This is a genomic window from Clostridium hominis (assembly GCF_014287825.1).
Classification (GTDB): Bacteria; Bacillota; Clostridia; order Clostridiales; family Clostridiaceae; genus Clostridium; species Clostridium hominis.
In genome coordinates, this window is sequence record NZ_JACOOO010000042.1 from 1 (window position 1) to 18,449 (window position 18,449).

At 27.7% G+C, this 18,449-nt stretch carries 24 protein-coding genes and 1 pseudogene; 21 read left to right on the plus strand and 4 right to left on the minus strand.

The genetic code is table 11. The features are described from left to right. The first annotated feature begins 398 nt into the window (after positions 1-398). The 4 genes from H8S20_RS17330 (at position 399) to H8S20_RS17345 (ending at position 4,598) form a co-directional block, all read left to right on the plus strand. Positions 399-818 carry a phage holin family protein gene (locus tag H8S20_RS17330; protein WP_186839013.1) on the plus strand — a complete coding sequence of 140 codons (420 nt, stop codon included), beginning with the start codon at positions 399-401 and terminating at the stop codon, positions 816-818. A gap of 64 nt (positions 819-882) precedes the next feature. Continuing rightward, on the plus strand, positions 883-1,863 hold the full coding sequence (locus H8S20_RS17335) for an N-acetylmuramoyl-L-alanine amidase (RefSeq protein ID WP_186860890.1): 981 nt from the start codon (positions 883-885) through the stop codon (positions 1,861-1,863). Between the two features lie 219 nt (positions 1,864-2,082). After that, on the plus strand, positions 2,083-3,675 hold the full coding sequence (locus H8S20_RS17340) for an AAA family ATPase (RefSeq protein WP_186860891.1): 1,593 nt from the start codon (positions 2,083-2,085) through the stop codon (positions 3,673-3,675). Between the two features lie 65 nt (positions 3,676-3,740). Further along, positions 3,741-4,598 (plus strand): DNA adenine methylase, encoded by an 858-nt coding sequence (locus tag H8S20_RS17345; protein WP_207725351.1) that lies wholly within the window; start codon positions 3,741-3,743, stop codon positions 4,596-4,598. Positions 4,599-4,653: 55 nt separating this feature from the next. Here H8S20_RS17345 and H8S20_RS17350 read toward each other — a convergent pair whose 3' ends face one another. Then, positions 4,654-4,803 (minus strand): hypothetical protein, encoded by a 150-nt coding sequence (locus tag H8S20_RS17350; RefSeq protein WP_186860892.1) that lies wholly within the window; start codon positions 4,801-4,803, stop codon positions 4,654-4,656. Positions 4,804-4,956: 153 nt separating this feature from the next. Here H8S20_RS17350 and H8S20_RS17355 point away from each other — a divergent pair, with 153 nt between their 5' ends. The 3 genes from H8S20_RS17355 (at position 4,957) to H8S20_RS17365 (ending at position 6,216) form a co-directional block, all read left to right on the plus strand. Continuing rightward, positions 4,957-5,076: an LPXTG cell wall anchor domain-containing protein gene (locus H8S20_RS17355; RefSeq protein WP_186838956.1), complete on the plus strand. Its 120-nt coding sequence runs from the start codon at positions 4,957-4,959 to the stop codon at positions 5,074-5,076. A 616-nt stretch (positions 5,077-5,692) separates the two neighbouring features. After that, positions 5,693-5,908, plus strand: coding sequence for a hypothetical protein (locus H8S20_RS17360; RefSeq protein WP_186860893.1), 216 nt, complete (start codon positions 5,693-5,695; stop codon positions 5,906-5,908). Between the two features lie 47 nt (positions 5,909-5,955). After that, entirely contained in the window at positions 5,956-6,216 is a 261-nt protein-coding gene (locus H8S20_RS17365; protein ID WP_186839287.1) for a hypothetical protein, read from the plus strand. 257 nt (positions 6,217-6,473) lie between these two features. Here the strand turns inward: H8S20_RS17365 and H8S20_RS17370 are convergent, their stop codons facing one another. After that, the gene (locus H8S20_RS17370) at positions 6,474-6,632 is read right to left on the minus strand and encodes a hypothetical protein (RefSeq protein WP_186860894.1); all 159 of its coding nucleotides are present in this window, start codon (positions 6,630-6,632) and stop codon (positions 6,474-6,476) included. A 45-nt stretch (positions 6,633-6,677) separates the two neighbouring features. Continuing rightward, the gene (locus H8S20_RS17375) at positions 6,678-6,872 is read right to left on the minus strand and encodes a helix-turn-helix domain-containing protein (protein ID WP_186860895.1); all 195 of its coding nucleotides are present in this window, start codon (positions 6,870-6,872) and stop codon (positions 6,678-6,680) included. Between the two features lie 129 nt (positions 6,873-7,001). Here H8S20_RS17375 and H8S20_RS17380 point away from each other — a divergent pair, with 129 nt between their 5' ends. The 12 genes from H8S20_RS17380 (at position 7,002) to H8S20_RS17435 (ending at position 15,484) form a co-directional block, all read left to right on the plus strand. Further along, positions 7,002-7,274 (plus strand): hypothetical protein, encoded by a 273-nt coding sequence (locus H8S20_RS17380; protein WP_186860896.1) that lies wholly within the window; start codon positions 7,002-7,004, stop codon positions 7,272-7,274. 16 nt (positions 7,275-7,290) lie between these two features. Beyond that, positions 7,291-7,527 (plus strand): hypothetical protein, encoded by a 237-nt coding sequence (locus tag H8S20_RS17385; RefSeq protein WP_186860897.1) that lies wholly within the window; start codon positions 7,291-7,293, stop codon positions 7,525-7,527. Positions 7,528-7,611: 84 nt separating this feature from the next. Next, positions 7,612-8,673 carry a tyrosine-type recombinase/integrase gene (locus tag H8S20_RS17390; protein WP_186860898.1) on the plus strand — a complete coding sequence of 354 codons (1,062 nt, stop codon included), beginning with the start codon at positions 7,612-7,614 and terminating at the stop codon, positions 8,671-8,673. A gap of 73 nt (positions 8,674-8,746) precedes the next feature. Continuing rightward, positions 8,747-8,959, plus strand: a complete 213-nt coding sequence (locus H8S20_RS17395; protein ID WP_207725352.1) for a LexA family protein — start codon at positions 8,747-8,749, stop codon at positions 8,957-8,959. A 50-nt stretch (positions 8,960-9,009) separates the two neighbouring features. Further along, positions 9,010-9,219 carry a helix-turn-helix transcriptional regulator gene (locus tag H8S20_RS17400; protein WP_186860900.1) on the plus strand — a complete coding sequence of 70 codons (210 nt, stop codon included), beginning with the start codon at positions 9,010-9,012 and terminating at the stop codon, positions 9,217-9,219. Between the two features lie 149 nt (positions 9,220-9,368). Further along, positions 9,369-10,250 carry a ParM/StbA family protein gene (locus tag H8S20_RS17405; protein WP_186860901.1) on the plus strand — a complete coding sequence of 294 codons (882 nt, stop codon included), beginning with the start codon at positions 9,369-9,371 and terminating at the stop codon, positions 10,248-10,250. Positions 10,251-10,256: 6 nt separating this feature from the next. After that, positions 10,257-10,463, plus strand: a complete 207-nt coding sequence (locus tag H8S20_RS17410; RefSeq protein WP_186860902.1) for a hypothetical protein — start codon at positions 10,257-10,259, stop codon at positions 10,461-10,463. 10 nt (positions 10,464-10,473) lie between these two features. Then, complete coding sequence (locus tag H8S20_RS17415; protein WP_186860903.1) at positions 10,474-10,902, plus strand: hypothetical protein; 429 nt, start codon at positions 10,474-10,476, stop codon at positions 10,900-10,902. 276 nt (positions 10,903-11,178) lie between these two features. Continuing rightward, positions 11,179-11,406: a hypothetical protein gene (locus H8S20_RS17420; RefSeq protein WP_186860904.1), complete on the plus strand. Its 228-nt coding sequence runs from the start codon at positions 11,179-11,181 to the stop codon at positions 11,404-11,406. 11 nt (positions 11,407-11,417) lie between these two features. Continuing rightward, on the plus strand, positions 11,418-11,900 hold the full coding sequence (locus tag H8S20_RS17425) for a hypothetical protein (protein ID WP_186860905.1): 483 nt from the start codon (positions 11,418-11,420) through the stop codon (positions 11,898-11,900). A gap of 63 nt (positions 11,901-11,963) precedes the next feature. Next, complete coding sequence (locus H8S20_RS17430) at positions 11,964-14,366, plus strand: hypothetical protein (protein WP_186860906.1); 2,403 nt, start codon at positions 11,964-11,966, stop codon at positions 14,364-14,366. A gap of 131 nt (positions 14,367-14,497) precedes the next feature. Then, complete coding sequence (locus H8S20_RS17435; RefSeq protein WP_186860907.1) at positions 14,498-15,484, plus strand: GIY-YIG nuclease family protein; 987 nt, start codon at positions 14,498-14,500, stop codon at positions 15,482-15,484. Positions 15,485-15,499: 15 nt separating this feature from the next. Here H8S20_RS17435 and H8S20_RS17440 read toward each other — a convergent pair whose 3' ends face one another. After that, positions 15,500-15,964 (minus strand): helix-turn-helix domain-containing protein, encoded by a 465-nt coding sequence (locus H8S20_RS17440; protein WP_186860908.1) that lies wholly within the window; start codon positions 15,962-15,964, stop codon positions 15,500-15,502. On the opposite strand from H8S20_RS17440, the pseudogene H8S20_RS17445 reads away from it, so the two are divergent. Together H8S20_RS17445 and H8S20_RS17450 are read left to right on the plus strand one after the other, a co-directional pair. After that, positions 15,953-16,900 (plus strand): annotated as a pseudogene (locus H8S20_RS17445) (sulfide/dihydroorotate dehydrogenase-like FAD/NAD-binding protein); the annotation flags it as partial. The gene H8S20_RS17440 and the pseudogene H8S20_RS17445 overlap by 12 nt on opposite strands. Next, a complete protein-coding gene (locus H8S20_RS17450) occupies positions 16,897-18,174 on the plus strand; it encodes an FAD-dependent oxidoreductase (RefSeq protein ID WP_186860909.1) in 1,278 nt (425 codons plus the stop codon). The pseudogene H8S20_RS17445 and the gene H8S20_RS17450, both read left to right, overlap by 4 nt. Positions 18,175-18,449 lie beyond the last annotated feature (275 nt).

An 18,449-nucleotide genomic window follows, 5' to 3' on the forward strand; every position in this document is an offset into this window, starting at 1 on the left:
ATTGCATATTTAGAAATTAGTAATAAAGGTGTGTGCAAATTATATTGGAGTTCGGCTTATACAAGTAATTATATATATGGAATAATATCATATGTAATTTAGTGCGTACTTGATTAAAATTGCGAAGCAAAAAAATAATAGATACAGAAGCTAAAGCAGCATGCGTAAGTTTTCTCTGTATCTATTATTCGTACTGGTAAGATGCAGAAGGAGTATACAAATTACATCTTATTTAGTATAAGTTTTAAATAAATGATAATTATGACATAGCAAACTATCATATATAATAAAGGAATGTACCTTAATTATATATTGTGTGAAATATTAAAAAATATTCCTAAGTTAGACAATTAGTCTAGCTTATTTTTTATGAATAAATTAAAAAGGAAGGTGTAAAGATGGAAAACATATTAAATTATTTTAAAGTAATTGTAGCAACAATAGGAACAGGATTAACGTGGTTATTTGGGAGTTGGGACACTGCATTAGTAGTCTTAATTGCATTTATGGTACTAGATTATATTACAGGATTACTAAGAGCATGGATAAATAAGGAGGTATCTAGTGATGTAGGACTTAAAGGAATAGCGAGGAAAACTGTAATATTTATAGTATTAATAGTTGCTGTGTTATTAGATAGGCTATTAAATACAGGTACGTGGGTATTTAGGACGTTAATTTGTTACTTCTACATAGCTAATGAGGGAATTAGTTTATTAGAAAATTGTGCTGGATTAGGCTTACCTATACCAGATAAATTAAAAGACGCATTAGCGCAGCTTAAAGATGGAGAAAAGAAGGAATTAAATAAACAGTAATTCTGAGGGCCAGTAGGCTCTCTTTTTTATTAAAAAATAAATTAAAAGAAAGAAGGAATGAAAAATGAGTTTAGTAAAAAGTTTAATTTCAAGTGATAAGTATGGAGTTAAGTGTCCGTATAAAATGACACCAAAAGGGATATGTATTCATAATACTGCAAATGATGCTCCAGCAAAGAATGAAGTTTCTTATATGAAGTCAAATAATAATGAAGTGTCATATCACATTGCAATTGATGATTTAGAAGCTATACAAGTTATACCATTCGATAGAAATGCTTGGCATGCAGGAGATGGAGGAAGTGGACAAGGGAATAGAAATTATATAGCAGTAGAAATATGTTACTCTGAATCTGGTGGAGATAGATTTATAAAGGCAGAAAAGAGAGCTGCAAAAGAAGTAGCAGCATTATTAAAACAATATGGGTGGACAATTAACAACGTTAAGAAACATCAAGATTTTAGCAATAAGTATTGCCCACATAGAACTTTAGATATGGGATGGCAAAGGTTCTTGAATATGATACAAACAGAGCTTAATGTATTAAATGGTTCATATACTCAAACACCATCATCTAATCAATATCAAAATATAAAAGTAGGAAGTAAAGTAAGAGTAGTAGGCTTCAACTATGCAACAGGTGAATCAATTCCATCATGGGTTAAGAGCAATACTTATACAGTTCAACAAGTTAATGGTGATAAGTGCTTATTAAAAGAAATAGTTAGTTGGGTTTATATTAGAGACTTACAAATCGTATCAAGTGGAAATACAGCTCCTTCAACTCCAACACAACCTCAATCTAAAAGATATGCTGAAAATGGAACATTCTATTTTGATACTGCTGTAACTGTTAGAACTGCTCCAGAAGAAAATGCAAAGACAAATGTAGTTTATTATCCAGGGGAACACGTAATTTATCATCATGTTATAGTAAATAAGAATGGTTTTAATTGGATTGAATATGCAAGAAATAATGGAACTACTGGGTATTTAAAAGTAAAAGATTTAAGTACTGGTGAAAGTTATGGATATGCTAAATAATTAAATAAGTGCAATTTTAAAAGACTAGAGTTCTGTAATTGGAGCTCTAGCCTTTTTTATTTTATGGACAAGTTTACCATATTTATTGTAAAATAAAAGAAAAAGAACTCGAAATATGACTGTAAATCAACAGGAGTTCAAACATCAAATATATTCTATTAAAGCTACTTCCATTATAGCATATATTTGATGAAATATAAATAATATAATGGAGGAAAAATGATACATAGTATAGAGATAAATGATTTTAGATTATTTAAAGATGTAACTATAAATCTAGGTAAATATTTAACGGTTTTATCGGGTAAAAATGCATTAGGTAAAACAACTATATTAGGAATGATAGGTAACTCATGTGAATTAAAAACTTCTGATGGTAGACCTATATTGCAGAAGCAGTTCAGAACTGAGTTTAGAGAGATATTTAAAGCTTCACCAAAATACGATTTAAGTGGTTCAAATAAATGTATTGTAAATTTTTCGGAGTATAATAATCCTAATGTCATTGTTGATACAAGAAGATGTAGAACTACTTGGCAAAAGATTAGTAAAGTTAACTCTAATAAAAGATTCAGATTAATACCAGAAAAGGATGGAGAAGGTAAAAGAATATCAAGTAAATATTCTTGGCCAGTTTTATATTTAGGCTTATCTAGATTATTTCCAATCGGAGAATCAGATGATAAAGATATATCAGTTTCTAACCTAAAATTATCAACAGAAGAAAAGAAAGAGTTTTTAGAGAATTATTGCAAAATATTATCGATTTTTAATGAGGATGAAATTGCAATTGATGCGATAGATATAGGAGAAACTAATAGAAAAAAAGGTGTTGGAATATCAACAGTGGATTATGATTCATTATGCAATTCAGCTGGGCAAGATAATATTGGGCAAATTATTTTATCAATAATGTCATTTAAAAGATTAAAAAAAGAAAAAAACAATTATTGTGGTGGAATACTTTTGATTGATGAGTTAGATGCAACACTTCATCCAGCAGCGCAAATAAAATTAATAAATTATATATTAAAATCCTGTAGAGAGTTAGAGTTACAAGTTGTTTTTACAACTCATAGTTTAACAATACTAGAAATGATAAGTAAAAAAATATCATTCAATAAAAAAGGAAAAGTAAACGAAATTGAAATGATATATATAACTAAGGATAATAAAAAGTTAGAAGTATTATCTAACCCTTCATATGATAGAATTTACAATGATCTAAATCTAGCAACAGTTTTAGATAGACAAAATAAAATAACTGTATATTCAGAGGATGATGAAGCACGATGGTTTATAGAGAAGTTGCTTAAGGTATATCTTTATAGATTAAATTTAGTTCGTTTAAAGATGAGTTATGGTAATTTGTTATTGTTAAATAAATTTGATTATACATATTATAGCAATGTATTATTTGTATTAGATGGAGATGTACCAGAAAGTGAGATAGAAAAAACATGTTTAGGGAAAACTGATAATATAATAAAACTTCCTGGGGTGAAAAGCATAGAAGAAATATTATACAGATATATATTAGATTTAGAATTAGATCATCCATTAGTTGAAAAATTAACAGATTTCGGATTAACAAAAACTAAATTAGAAGATGATTATCCAAAAACAAATGCCAATACTGTGGCAAGGGAAGAATTTAAATGTTGGTTTAATAAGTGGAAGGATATTTTTGAGACTATTAATATAGTTGAGTATTGGATAAGTGAAAATGAAGCAGAATGCAATGAATTTTTAAATGAGTTTATTGAAAAATTCAATAAAATAGCCATTAGAAAATGCATTTCTAGAATATAAAAGTATGGCCAATAGATCTAAAAAATGATAAGATAAATATATATTAATTAGAGGAGGATGTGTTTATGGCCATAAAGACATATTCACCGTTAAGGTATCCGGGTGGTAAAAATAAATTAACAGAATTGGTTAAACAAATATTAGATAATAATCAAATGGATAATTCAATTACATATATAGAACCTTATGCAGGTGGTGCATCAGTTGCATTGAACTTATTAATTTCTAATAGAGTAAAAAAAATTATAATAAATGATAAAGATAGATCAATTTATGCTTTTTGGTATTGTGTATTAAATTATACTGATGAGCTATGTGAAATTATAATGGATACAGATATTACAATAGACGAATGGTATTTTCAAAAAGAAATTCAAAATAATAAAAATGATGTTGATTTACTATCTTTAGGATTTTCAACTTTATTTTTAAATAGAACAAACAGATCAGGTATATTAAAGGCTGGAGTCATTGGAGGTATTAACCAAGATGGAAACTATAAGTTAGATTGTAGATTTAATAAAGAAGAGTTAGTAAAAAAAATTAAATTGATTTCTACATATAAAAAAAGAATAAAATTATACAATTTAGATACTTTAGAATTATTAAATACTGTTGTTATCGGATCAAAAAGTAAAAATTTTATTTTTTTTGATCCTCCATATTATAAAAAAGGATCAAGTTTATATATGAATTTTTATAATCATAATGATCATGTAGAATTATCTAAAAAAATTATAAGACTAAGGAAGCATAAATGGATTGTAACTTATGATTTAGTAGATGAAATTATATCTATGTATAGTAAATTTGAAAAAAGAATATATAATTTGCAATATTCTGCTCAGAGAAGATATAAAGGATCAGAAGTTATATTTTTCTCTAAGAACATAAATACTCCTAATAATGATATGTTTATTTAAAGATAATTTATAATAAAAGCACCCAGAGCAATCTAGGTGCTTTTTTATGCAGAAATTAAAGCTTAACTACATACTCATCTCTCCCAAGAGCTTTAACTTCCACGTTATTAGATTTTAATAAGTCAATAAACTTATCGATAGCTTCTAAAGAAGAAGAATCAACATTTAATATTAATTCATCTTTAGTATTTTCGTTTATGCCCACAATATATTCCCCCTAAAGTAAATTAAACACTATAATTATAAAATATAATAGTGAATATTTTCAAAGTTAATTTGAGCCAAATATTAATATATTTACAAAATATGATATAATTAACTTACAAATTTATATACTTAAATCAAGGAGAGGATTTTTATGGAAAGTGTAACAGGAACATTAGTGGCTATTAAAATATCACCGTTATTTGTTGGAATAGGAATAATCTTTGTTATAGGATTAGGGTTATTATTATATATGAAAAAAAGAAATAAGTAATAATCGTGAAATAATAAGCATTATAGGAATATTTAGTGCTATAGTAATTACATTTTTCGGTGGAATAAACTTTATAGAAAGTGTATTAAATAGCATAAATAAAGTTAGTAAATATAGATTAGTATTTGCTATATTAATAACTGGTTTTGTAATGTTTAATACAATATTTATGCTTTTAAATTTTATAGCTAAATTAACTGATAAAAATATAAGGAGTTATTGTCAGTTTTATACGAATGGGAACCAATGTCCCCCAGGTTGTAAGAATAGAAAAGGCATAAAATGTATTAAAATTAAGCATCCAACAATATTTTGGATAAATACTATATTTATAGCAGGGATAGTAGGTATAACAATAATATACTATTTAGATTGCTATAGTATTATTGTTAAATGCATAGAATTATTTAAAAATATGTTAATGTCATAAAAGCACCCAGAGCAATCTAGGTGCTTTTTTTGCAGAAATTAAAGTTTAACTACGTATTCATCTCTACCAAGAGCTTTAACTTCTACATTATTAGATTTTTTATTTAGTATCAATATATTTACAAAATATGATATAATTAACTCAAACCTGTATTATTTAGTTAAAATATAGAAGGAGGGACAATACATGAATAATAATATTAAATTACTTTATTGTATTTTAGGGAGCATAATTTTAACATTAGCAAGCACGTCTATTCCTTATGATGCGCTTCATTATATTCCTATTATTGGGTTCTGGTTAAGCCAACTAACTTACTCTATTTCAGCTATAGGAGCAATATTAACCTTATACTTTGCTATTTTATTAATAAAAGAAAATTGGAAATTTAAAAGTAAGTAATATTTGTATTAAATAGTTCATCACTTTAATATAACATAGGAGGGTTTATGAGGAAAGTTTGGAGATATAAATCAGTTCAATGGATAGTATTCATATTAATAGCAGCGTCATTAGGTATAATAACAAGTAATCTAGAAACATTACAACTCATATTGCAAGATGGGAAGTTAACTCTTGAGAACGACGTTATTGAACATTTGATAAAAGATGTAAAAACTGTACGAATCACAGCCATTATATTATGGGGACTTGTAATAGGATTATATTCAAATTTTATATATTCAATTAATAGCAAATTAATTGAATAAACTAATGAAAAATCTTAATATATTACGAAGTTAAATTTATATGTGAATAGAGAGATACTGTATTATTCAAAAGAATATACGGTATTTTTATTTTAAAATTCAAAAAGCCCTGTAGTAATACAGAGCTTTAAGGTAATATTATATTGTACTCTAAGCTGAGTAGCTTAGGGAGTAGTATAATAATGAAAAATAACAAAAAACATTTAAGATTATATCCATAAGTAAAATATTTATTCACTAGGCATAAAAAATTAAAATTATTTATCTAAGTTCTTTTTAGCTTCTTCATACTGCTCTTGTGTAAAAGGAATATTGTTTTCTTTTAAAACTTCTACATACCTATCTAAGTCTACAATTTTTTCACCTTGTCTCATCTCGAAAGGGTTGTTTATATTTTTAAGTTTCAATTTATGCATTTTAATTACCTCCAATATCATAGTTAAATATCTTGAAGTTGACATTTACTTTTCAATAAACTCTATCTTCAATTCATAGCCGATCGCTTCTGATATTTCTTCAAGTTCAGAAATTCTGAAATCATTTCTTCTTAACTTATTGGTTAAATTACCACTACTAGTATTTAGTTTTTTAGCTAATTCTGTTTGAGTCATTCCTTTATCAATTAATAACTTTTTAATAATTTTTGTAATATCCATTAAAATCACCTCAATAATATTTTAAACTAAAAAATTTAAAAAGTATATAAAAAGATTTAAAAATAAACTTGACAATTAAATTAAATAGTTTATAATTAAACTATAAAGTTTAAAAGAGGTGTTAAGGGAATGGAAGAATTATTAAAACATGATTTAGAGGATGCTTATTTTTATATGCATATACCAAACTTAATAATAAAGTTGCCAATATCTGAGGTTGTAGTATCAGAAGATGGTATTAATTTAGAATTAGGTACAGATGGAAATTCAACTTTAACTATATGGAAAGAGGCAAGTGAAGTTATAAAGGTTAGAAGGCCATCAAATATAGTAGGAATATTTGAGTATTGTTATCTAATAAAAAATGAATATAAAGAACCTATAGGATATATAGGTAAATAGAGAGGTGTTAGTATAAATGGATGATCATATGCTTGAAAGAATTGAAAATGAAATAGATTTATGTTTTATGCTATGTAAAGATGCAGAAGAAGAAGGGGAAAATTATAAAGAACTTAGAGAATGGAAAGCGGCTAGTATTTTAATTAGTACTTATAATAAACTAGTTAAAATGTATTATTTATCTGAATACGTTGAACAGTACTCACTACCAAGGGTAGATATATCATACAAAAATTATAAGGTATGGAATTAAAAAAGCCACTAACCAAAGGTATAGCAGCTACTCGCAATATCTATTATACCTTTGGTTAATCAAATAATCAAGGGGGATGTTGAAGTGGAAAACTTAAATTATAGGAACTGCAATGATGAATTAACAATTAAATTGATAGGAAAGTTAACCTTAGCAATACCACAATTAGAGGTGAATTTACCAGAACAACTAAAAATTAAAAGAATTATAGAGGAGATTGTCTATAATTACGAAGTAACCAGCAAAGAAACTGCAATAGTTGCAAGTGACATACAAGGTAAAATAAATTATTTTTTAGCTACTAAGAAATTGGAGGGTTTATCAGAAGCAACTTTAAAAACATATATATATTCACTTCAAAAACTAGATAGATATTTTAATAAACCTGTAAGCACAATTACTACAGGAGATATAAAAATGTTCATGTATTCAGAATCGGAGACTAAAGGTCCTGCGGGTATGAATACCTTTATGACACCTATAAGATTGTTTTTTAAATGGATGCAGAACGAAGAATTTATAGTTAAAGATCCATGCGCTAGCATAAAACCTGTTAAAGAGCCTAAAAGACAAAAACAACATTTAAATGAAGAACAAATCGAAATGCTAAGAGACTGTATGCTTAGTAAAAGGGATAGAGCTATACTGGAGTTTTTCTTAGCTACGGGGTGTAGGGTAGGAGAAGTAGGGAATGTAAAAGTAAGTGATTTAGATTTTAATAAAAAAACTTTGCTTGTAATAGGCAAGGGGAATAAAGAACGTAGAGTCTATTTTACAGAACGTTGCAAAAGAGCTTTGTTAAATTATTTAAAAGAGAGAGAGGAGAAAGGAATAATTAGTGAATATTTATTCTGCTCTTCAAAAGCTCCAAAGAGAAAGTCGATTAATACAGAGCCTTACAAAAAATTAAATAGTCGTGGTTATCAGGTAATTGTAAATAAAATGCGAAGTATGGCTAATATAGAAATGAATATAACTCCACATACTTTTAGACATACATTTGCAACATCAGCATTACGAAGTGGAATGAGACCTGAAATTATACAAGAAATACTAGGACACTCAGATGTAGGAATCACATTGAAAGTATATGCAAAGTTAGCTCAAACAGAGGTAGAATATAGTTACAGGAAATTGGTAAGTTAAAATTATCGAAAAACTTGTTTTGAGAACAAATGTTTATTTTGATTGTAGTAAACTATATTAAAGAGGAATGAGTATGCTTAATGAAATACAGAAAAATATTTTAATTGAAATAAATGAATTTATAAATCGTGAGGGAATTCCACCAACAGTACGAGAAAATGGACAAGCGGTTGGGTTAACATCATCATCATCTGTACATTCTAACCTAAATAAGTTAGAGATGAAAGGGTACATAACTAAAAGAAAGGATTCACCAAGAAGTATAAGAGTATTAAAATCTATTTAATCAATTTACATGACAATCCATTTATTGTAAAATTAAATGGGGGTGGGAATATGGTTAAAAATAGGCTTCTCGAAATTAGATTAAAATTAGGTTATAAAAAACAGAAAGATTTTGCTAGTTTTTTAGGAATAGGTAATAGTTATTATAGCAGGTTAGAAAATAATAAAGATAAATTAACATTAGATACTTTATTTAGTATAGCTAATAAATTAAATATTAATATAAATGATATAGTGTATTACGAAGAAGATCCTCAATAGTGAGGGTCCTTTTTTTATGCAGAAATTTAGTAATAGGAAATAAAAATAAAAAATATTAATTTTTTTTGAGTAATAGGAAACTTTCGGAATTATTGAGCATACATTAAAGTATAAAGCATTAAAAAATACTAAAACAGGAGGAATGTTTCATGATAATAGGAGTAGATATTGGGAATTATTCAGTAAAAACATCTGAATTAGTCAACTTTATTAGTAAGGTTTCGGAATCTTCAAGTTTTACAGAAGAAAATAAAATAACTATAGATGAGGAGATATATTATATCCCAAGTGGTGAATTTTCAACCGAATGGAATAAAAGTCAAAAAGATAATACAATTCCTTTGCTTTATAGTGCTTTAGCAAGATGTGAGGGGAATTATTTTAAAGTTGTTTTAGGATTACCAGTAGGTCAATACAAGAAAAATAAAGAATCTTTAAAAGCTAAAATTGAAGAAAATAATTTTAAGCATGTTCTATTTAAGAATAAAGAAAAAGATATTTTAATTACAGATGTTTTAATTGCACCAGAAGGAGCTAGTACTTATTACAATTTAACACCAGAGCAGAAAGAAAGCATAGGAAATAAACAACTCTTAGTAGTTGATATAGGTGGCAGAACTACAGATATATGCTTATTTCAAAATAAAAAGATATTAGATGTTAAAACAATACCAATAGGAATGCTTAACGTATATCAGGAAATAATTGATGATGTTAATGAACTTTATACACAAGAATTGAAATTAGAAGATGGAGAGGAAATTCTAAAAGATGGACTGTTTTTAGATGGAGAATATAAAGATAATTCATTTATAAAACCCATATTGTTAAAGAATTTTAATAGTATTTATAAGGATTTACAACTTCACTTTAATCCAAGTAAGGGGTATGTGCTATTAACTGGAGGAGGTAGTAAGGTCTTTGAAAAAGCATTCAAAAACAGGTTAAAAAATATCATATTAGATAATGATCCTGTATTTTCTAATGCAAAAGGATTTTATAAATTAGGGATAAATCTATGGAAGGAGTAAAGTATTATGGCTAGAAAATTTGATATTAGTTTCAAAAATATTACTAAGGAAAATATACTTTTTGATTACTTTAATTCTTTAGAAGATAGAGGAAATATAATAAAAACTATTCTCTGGGATTGGTACGTTAATAATATTAAAGAGAATCAAAAAGAATTGATTATAGAAGATAAAAAGGACAGTAAGTTAGATATGGATGTAACAGATTTTTAGGAGATATAATATGAAAGTTTATAAGAATTTTACTGATTTAGCTTTAGGAATAGGCAAAAAAGACTATGAAGTAATGGAAGCTTGGGAAAGATGGTTAGGTAGAAGTTATATGTATGTTGGAGATATTGAAGTGATGACACATATTAGAGGCAATGATATTCACTTTGTTGTATTTGACTCACAAGATAATAAGGATTGTAAAGAATACATGATGGAATATGAAATACATGAGTATATTTGGAAAGTGTATGTAGATGACATAGAAGGATGGCAAAAATGCAAAGTTATTGACATTAATAACACTAGATTAGGAATTAATAGAGCGACTGTAATATGCGAAAGCGGGACTCAATTAAATAGGGTTGTAAAATTTGTTCTGGATGAAGAAGATGAAGATTTTAAACCAGATAGATGTGTTTATTATATGGAAAGGGAATAAAAAAAGCCTATCCTGGTGAGAGGGTAGACTTCCTTATGGACAACTTCTAATAGAAGTATATGCAAGCAATTTTAAAAAGTTGCATAATTTAATAAAATTTAATAATTATTTTTGCTAAAAGGGATAAAGTTCCTAAAGTTATTAAAATATATCCGAAAATAGTTATCATTTTACTGAAAAGGTTAGTTTGTTTTGAAATCATAATCTAATCTCCTTACAATAGGGGTTTTTAATAATTATATCCAAAATCATAAAAAATATAAGGGGGATTTATAAATGTTAAAGTGGCTAAGTAGAATATGGGATGGCATATGTGCGTGGACAGTAACAGGAATTGGAACAGGAATAGCAACTACAGGGATAGTTATTAAGGAATTAGCTGTAGTTGTAATTATGATAGGGATTCTACTTTGGATGTATAGGATAACTAAAGTTTTTAGGTGGGGAGCAGCAGGATATTTAATAGGACTAGTTTTAGAGATATTAGGTTCATTGATGATATAGGGGGAAGCATTATGGAAATAAGTTTAATTTTAAATAATGAGTTGGTATGGGACAAGGAATTTAAAAGTTGTAAAGAGTATGTGTCAAACTTAAAGAGTTTGGCACCGAATGAAGTTAAAATGCGCGAGATGGAAGCTAAGTTTTTAAATTTAGTAAATACTGATAAAGATGTATCCAAATATTACAAAATTGGGGGAGCATTATGCATAAGTTTATTAACTAATACAACATTCGCTTATGCAGATACATTAGGCGGGGTATCAGACAAGCTTAAAACAATTGTAAGTCCATTGATAGAGTTATTAGCTGGGCTTGGTTATCCTGTAACGTATGGCATGTTAATAACTGGTTTTATAATGGTTATAATGGGGAAAAAATCAAAAGGGATAGATATTATTAAATGGGCCTGTATAGGATATGTAGGATTACAATTTGTACCGTTTATATTAAATATATTAGAGTTAATAGGAAGAGAGCTAAGGAATTCATTATAAACATAAGAAGCTCCAACAGTAGCTGGAGCTTAATTTTTACATAGCAATTTTATAGGGGGATATATGAAAGGTTTAAGAATAATTCCACATAGTACACTTTCAAATACTAATATTAAGGATTTAGCGAAAGCACTTCATCAGCCAAAGAGATATTCAGAGAGATACAATTTTAAATGTATAGATAAACTTCTTGAAGAGGGAGAGTCAATTCATTTAAAATCTTTGGTTAGAAAAGATTTTGTTAAGAAAGTTTTAGAGTCTAAAGAGGAAACAGATTTATTGATTCTGCAAAATAATTTTATATATGAAATAGAGATGACTTCAAAAAATATTGAATTTAGGTTATTGAGTAGAGATTTAGAAAATGTAAAAAAGACGTATTCTAAATATATAGATAAGATAAAGTTTGATGATGTAGTAAGAGAATATCCAATTGAAATTACTAAAAATATGACTGTAGCAACTATGCAAAGCAGAGAACATTTTATGTTTTCATTAAAAACTTCGAATAAAGGCCTTGAGCCATTAAAATATATTTTAGATTTAAAGAGACAGCTTAAAGAGGGAGAGAAGTTTATATATCAAGTAATAATTGAACCTTTAAGCAGTGATTGGTGGCAGACTTATACTGCTGCATACAATAAATTCAAACGTGGTAAAATGCCTAGAAAATTTAAGATTACTGCTAAAGATATGTTTAATGTATTTGGTAATGTAGCTTTAAATGTAGCGCTTGAAACACTATATATAGCAGAAGAGATAATGTATGGTCCAGATGGAGTAGAGAAAATTGACACAACAGATGATGATGTTAGCTTAATAAAGAGAGAAAGAGGATTAAAAAGAGCAACTTTAGAAAAAGGAACAGAGAGAGGATTTGAAGTATCCATCAGAGGAATAGTATATGCTAAAAGTGAAGGTAGAAGAAATTTTATATTGGAGCAGTTTGCAAATTGCTTTGGATGTTTAGATTTAGATAATACATTAATATTAAAAACTATAAAAGAGTCTAAATATAGTTTAAATAGAATAGTGAACAGAGAACTGTTTTATGCGCCTTTAGATAATCAAAAAATGATACTAAGTGTAAGTGAATTACAAAACTTATTACAATTACCACAAGTTACACTTCAAAAAGAATTAGGTATAGAAAGATTAGATTATGCTGAAATTAAAGTACCTAAGGAACTTCAAGATGGATATATTCCAATAGGGCATATCTATGGTGGTAAAAGTGAAGCTTATTGGAGTAGAAATAAAGATTTATTATGCCAATCTAAAGCTATTGTTTCAGTTAAAGGGGCTGGTAAGTCAACATACTTTGAAAATTATGTTTATAATGCATATAAAGGTGGAGATTGCATTATTTACTTTGATTACATTGAAAATAATAAAAATGCTTGGGAAGTAGCAAGACATATTCCTAAAGATGATGTAGTTGTACTGGATCTAAGCAAAGGATTTACTTTTGATTATCCAGAGCTTGATATTTCATTTATTCCTAAGGATGATGAATACGAACGAACAATAAAGAGGTTTGCATCTGATTATTGTATGTTGATGGAAAAATTCATTAATACTATTAATATTGGAGATGCACAGCCGCTTACTGCAAATATGAGAAATATATTAATATCAGCATGTAGTATTTGTTTTATAGCTGGATATACTGACATGTATAGTATTTATAAAATACTTACCGACTACAGATTTAGATATACAGCAGTTAGTAAAGTTAAAGAAATGAATATTTATAGGGAAGATGATTTTAGATTTTCTATATTAGAAAGTTTAGATGAGACTACTAAGAGTAAAGCTGGTAAGAGCTATACAAGTGGAACCAATGAAAAAGCAGATAGAGTATTAGATAGATTTAATGCTCTTATGAGAGATAGTAGAACAGAGGAAATGCTTTTGGGGATAGATAGGAACAATGTTAACTTCACAGAAATATTTGAACAAAATAAGGTGGTATTAGTGCTTATGCCTGAAGGTTACTTCACAGATTATGAATTAAAGGATATAGTAATGACTTACTTTCTATCCAGAATGAAATTAGCAGGGCAGAAGAGAGCTGCGTTGATTTCGGATAGGGATAAAAGAAAAGTTGTTCATATAATGCTTGATGAAATCCATCAACTTGATAATAGTGCGAGTCTTATGATTAAAAACTTAGCTGAGGATAGAAAGTTTAGGACAACCTATGTGTTCACCTGCCAATTTTTAGGCCAATTTAAAAATATAAAGCTTTGGGAACCATTAAAGGGTACTGGATGTAACTTCATGCTTTTAGCAGGAGCTGAAAAGGAAAATTTCAATTTATTAAAAGAAGAAATAGGAAATGATTTCGAAATAGAGAATCTACTTCATATGCCTATGTGGCATAGTCTTAATATTATTAGGGGAAGAGAAAAAGCAATTACAACTTTCATAAGTAAAATGCCTGGTGAGTTAGGAAAAATATAAGAACTATGGATATACCGTAGTTCTTTTTAGGAAATGTGGTCTTATTTGTTTAAATTAATAATTAATTTAAAGTTCAATCTTTTCTGATTAAAGCAATGTAATCATGACAATAACTATTAATGGAGGTTGTTATGAAAGAGATTTTTGAAGAACTAGAAAAACTAATGAAGGTAGATGCTAATGTTGGAATATATTATATAGCATCAAAATATAAAAAATTTATTTATATAGGTAAGTCTACCAATATTAAAGGACGAATCAATAAGCATATGAGTGATTTAAGAGGGAACAGGCATTATAATAAAGGATTACAGGAAGCTTTTAATACAATTGGAAGATTATTCATAACTTCAGGAACTTTAATAAATTGTAATGTAAATTTATTAGGGCAGTGGGAATGGTTTTTTATTAATTATTTTAAAGAAAATGGTTTTGTTGTATTTGGAGATCGAAATACTAAAAAAAAGTATAGTTATGAGATTGATGGATTTAGAGTAAATTATGATGAATATGTAGGTCTGACTATGCTAGATGATAAATACCTTATTATACTTGATGAATATAAAAGGGATAGGAATGAAGTTAATTCAACTGAGAATGATATATATAGTAGGTGTGATTACACAAATTTCTTAATGGATGAACTTACAAGAGGGTTAAGCAATTATAAAAATGATTATAATTATAATATAAAGAATATTCTTAATGAATATATTACAAATGATGTTTTATATATAAATTGTTCATTTAATTATATTGCATATAATATTATACTTAATATAAATGAAAAGTTAGAAAGAAAAATAACAGATAAATTATTTATGAGTTTTTCTTTATGCAGTAATGAAATGCAAAAATTATGTAGACCAACATTTATAGAGAATGTAATATTTAGAATTAAAAAAAACTACAATATGAACAATGATTTATTAAGGTGGTTAACTTTATATGTTTCAAATATAAATGAAGATATATTATCTATGGATTTCATGGAAAAGGTAAGGTATTTAGATAGTGTAAATAGAAGTACAGAGACGAAAATACATAATCTTTTTGATTTTGCTTATAATCTAATATTAACAATTTATTGTGAAACGATATTTATGAAGGTTTATTAATGTTAAAGGAAAAGACTAGGGAATAATCCTTAGTCTTTTTAGTTTATAAAAATTTTCTCTTTTTATAAAGTATTTACCATTTTCCCAATCTCTCCATGTATGAGCATGAACACCAACCTTTTTTGCTACAGATACATATGTATTATTTCCTCTATATTTTTTTAATATATTTATAATATCTAAGCTATTTTCATAAAATGGATCATAGAAGTATTTTGTATCTAAATTAAAAAACTGTGCTAATTTTATTGATACTTCTCTTGTAGGATATATATCTTTATCCTCGTAGCTTTTAATTGAATTCATAGGAATATTTACTTTTACCTCTAATTGTCTTCTGGATATATTATAGAGTTTTCTGTAATACCTTAAATAATCAGCAATAGTTGTAGGGTTAGTAGGCATATCTATTGATTTTAAGTCTATTACTAATTCATTCCAGAAAGTTGCTTTTAAGTAGGACAAGCTTGCCCTTGTCATTTAGCAGCATCTGGAGAATGTATTTTATGTTCACAGCTTCATGGAAGTAATTTTTGTGATTGCTTAAACTGGAAAGGAGTTTGCATATATCAAGAATTCTATGATAATGGCAATAAACCTAAAGAAGAAAGAAAAGTCTTTAGCTGTAAGGTAGTAGATAGAATATTACATGAAGAGTCTTTACTGATAATTAAATTTGAAGCACCTCATAAGTTAGCAATAGATTTAGCAAAACCAGGTAGCTTCATCTTTATAAGAAGTGATGAAAATATTTATTATGATGTTCCAATATCAATTTTAGAATCCGATATAAATACTAATATAGTAACTGTCATGATAGAAATAAGAGGTATTAAAACTAAGAAGATATTGGATCTAAAGAAGGAAGGAAATATAGTAATTAGAGGACCTTATTGGAATGGAGTATTTGGGATAAAGAACATAGAAAAACAAAAGAATAACCATGTTTTAGTATTAGCTAGAGGAATAGGAATGGCACCTATGATGCCAGTGTTAAAAAGACTAATTCAAAATGATAATAAAGTAACACTTATTGTAGATAAGCAACCATTTAACGATATATACGTTAATGAATGGTTAGATAAATTAGAATTAATCCCACAAGAAATGAATTTAATTGAAAAGGGGCAATTATCACCAGAAGCTAAGGTGGCTATTAAGTCACTTATTAAATATAATAACGTATCTTTAATTCATATAGCTGGTGCAGATATATTAACTTATAAGGTAATAGATTATTTAGATGAGTTAGAAAGAAAAGATATAGACCTATCATGTTGTAATAATATGAAGATGTGTTGTGGTGAAGGAATATGTGGTAGTTGTACTGCTAGATTTAGCGGCCATAGAGTAAAGAGGCTTTGTAAGGTTCAAACAGATCCTCGTAATATCTTTGGAGGAAGGAGATTTATATGAAGGTAATTATAGTTGGAGGAGGATGGGCAGGCTGCGCAGCTGCAATTACAGCAAAGAAAGCAGGAGCAGAAGTCCATATATATGAAAAAACAGATTTGCTTTTAGGACTTGGAAATGTTGGCGGAATTATGAGAAATAACGGAAGATTTACTGCGTCAGAAGAACTTATAGCATTAGGAGCAGGAGATTTAATAAAGATTACAGATAAATGGTCAAAACACAGGAATATAGATTTTCCAGGTCATAAGCATGCAACTTTATATGATGTAAATATAATTGAAGGAAAGGTAAGAGAATACCTTTTAGATATGGGAATAAAACTTCATCTAGAAAAGAGGGTGAAGGATGTAGACGTTGAAAAAAGCAAGATAAACGGAATACTATTAAGTGACGATACTTATGTAAGTGGAGATGTATTTATAGAAACTACAGGATCAACAGGACCAATGGGCAATTGCTTAAGATATGGCAATGGATGTTCAATGTGTGTTTTAAGATGCCCAGCTTTTGGACCAAGATTGAGTATTAGTGCAAGGTGTGGCGTTCAAGATATTCAAGGTGAAAGAGAAGATGATTCATTAGGAGCATTTTCAGGATCTTGTAAGCTAGCTAAAGAAAGTCTTTCAGAAGATATAAGAAATGAATTAGATCAAAAAGGTGTTGTAGTCTTGCATGTTCCAGAAGAAGATGTTAACTATGACAAGCTAAGCACTAAAGTGTGCCAACAATATGCTTTAAAAGAATTTGCTGAAAATATAGTTTTATTAGATACAGGTCATGCTAAACTCATGACAACTTATTATCCACTGGAAAAGCTAAGAAAGATTAAAGGATTAGAATATGCTAAGTATGTTGATCCATATGCAGGAAGTAAAGGTAATTCAATAAGGTACCTTTCAGTTGCACCAAGGACTAATGACATGAAGGTTATTGGAGTAGACAATTTATTCTGTGCAGGGGAAAAATCAGGATTATTTGTAGGTCATACCGAAGCAATATGTACTGGATCATTAGCAGGTCATAACGCTGTAAGACTTATGATAGGAATGCCACTATTAATATTACCAGCATCAATAGCAATTGGAGATTTAATAGGATATGCAAATGAAAAGTCTGCAACAAGAGAAGGTAGAATGAATAGATATACTTTCGCTGGAGCTGGATATTTAAAGAGAATGGAAGAATTAGGTCTTTATACTACTGATATAAATGAAATAAATAATAGAATGAAGAAACTTAATTTAGATAATATATTTGAAGAAAAACTTGTATAGATTAAAAAGATTATAATTGGTTAAGTTGAAAGTAGAATTAGTAGTTAAATTAATTAATCTAACTACTAATTCTTTTATTATATATAATAAAAATAGAGTTATTAGATAAAAAAGTATGTAGATAATTATATGATAAAGTAGATAAAAATAAAAAGTAGATTGAAATTAAAAAGTTTATTATATATAATAGGAGTAGTTGTAAAGGAAGTTAAATGAATATATTTGATGTAAAGCTCTGTATTTATTTAAGTTTTTTTATAGACTAAAATAAATTA

What these genes read in the sequence shown, in the direction of transcription:
- H8S20_RS17330 (WP_186839013.1), top strand. Translation starts at nt 399, where the DNA reads ATGGAAAACATATTAAATTATTTTAAAGTAATTGTAGCAACAATAGGA.
- H8S20_RS17335 (WP_186860890.1), top strand. Translation starts at nt 883, where the DNA reads ATGAGTTTAGTAAAAAGTTTAATTTCAAGTGATAAGTATGGAGTTAAG.
- H8S20_RS17340 (WP_186860891.1), top strand. Translation starts at nt 2,083, where the DNA reads ATGATACATAGTATAGAGATAAATGATTTTAGATTATTTAAAGATGTA.
- H8S20_RS17345 (WP_207725351.1), top strand. Translation starts at nt 3,741, where the DNA reads ATGGCCATAAAGACATATTCACCGTTAAGGTATCCGGGTGGTAAAAAT.
- H8S20_RS17355 (WP_186838956.1), top strand. Translation starts at nt 4,957, where the DNA reads ATGGAAAGTGTAACAGGAACATTAGTGGCTATTAAAATATCACCGTTA.
- H8S20_RS17360 (WP_186860893.1), top strand. Translation starts at nt 5,693, where the DNA reads ATGAATAATAATATTAAATTACTTTATTGTATTTTAGGGAGCATAATT.
- H8S20_RS17365 (WP_186839287.1), top strand. Translation starts at nt 5,956, where the DNA reads ATGAGGAAAGTTTGGAGATATAAATCAGTTCAATGGATAGTATTCATA.
- H8S20_RS17370 (WP_186860894.1), bottom strand. Translation starts at nt 6,632, where the DNA reads ATGCATAAATTGAAACTTAAAAATATAAACAACCCTTTCGAGATGAGA.
- H8S20_RS17375 (WP_186860895.1), bottom strand. Translation starts at nt 6,872, where the DNA reads ATGGATATTACAAAAATTATTAAAAAGTTATTAATTGATAAAGGAATG.
- H8S20_RS17380 (WP_186860896.1), top strand. Translation starts at nt 7,002, where the DNA reads ATGGAAGAATTATTAAAACATGATTTAGAGGATGCTTATTTTTATATG.
- H8S20_RS17385 (WP_186860897.1), top strand. Translation starts at nt 7,291, where the DNA reads ATGGATGATCATATGCTTGAAAGAATTGAAAATGAAATAGATTTATGT.
- H8S20_RS17395 (WP_207725352.1), top strand. Translation starts at nt 8,747, where the DNA reads ATGCTTAATGAAATACAGAAAAATATTTTAATTGAAATAAATGAATTT.
- H8S20_RS17400 (WP_186860900.1), top strand. Translation starts at nt 9,010, where the DNA reads ATGGTTAAAAATAGGCTTCTCGAAATTAGATTAAAATTAGGTTATAAA.
- H8S20_RS17405 (WP_186860901.1), top strand. Translation starts at nt 9,369, where the DNA reads ATGATAATAGGAGTAGATATTGGGAATTATTCAGTAAAAACATCTGAA.
- H8S20_RS17410 (WP_186860902.1), top strand. Translation starts at nt 10,257, where the DNA reads ATGGCTAGAAAATTTGATATTAGTTTCAAAAATATTACTAAGGAAAAT.
- H8S20_RS17415 (WP_186860903.1), top strand. Translation starts at nt 10,474, where the DNA reads ATGAAAGTTTATAAGAATTTTACTGATTTAGCTTTAGGAATAGGCAAA.
- H8S20_RS17420 (WP_186860904.1), top strand. Translation starts at nt 11,179, where the DNA reads ATGTTAAAGTGGCTAAGTAGAATATGGGATGGCATATGTGCGTGGACA.
- H8S20_RS17425 (WP_186860905.1), top strand. Translation starts at nt 11,418, where the DNA reads ATGGAAATAAGTTTAATTTTAAATAATGAGTTGGTATGGGACAAGGAA.
- H8S20_RS17430 (WP_186860906.1), top strand. Translation starts at nt 11,964, where the DNA reads ATGAAAGGTTTAAGAATAATTCCACATAGTACACTTTCAAATACTAAT.
- H8S20_RS17435 (WP_186860907.1), top strand. Translation starts at nt 14,498, where the DNA reads ATGAAAGAGATTTTTGAAGAACTAGAAAAACTAATGAAGGTAGATGCT.
- H8S20_RS17440 (WP_186860908.1), bottom strand. Translation starts at nt 15,964, where the DNA reads ATGACAAGGGCAAGCTTGTCCTACTTAAAAGCAACTTTCTGGAATGAA.
- H8S20_RS17450 (WP_186860909.1), top strand. Translation starts at nt 16,897, where the DNA reads ATGAAGGTAATTATAGTTGGAGGAGGATGGGCAGGCTGCGCAGCTGCA.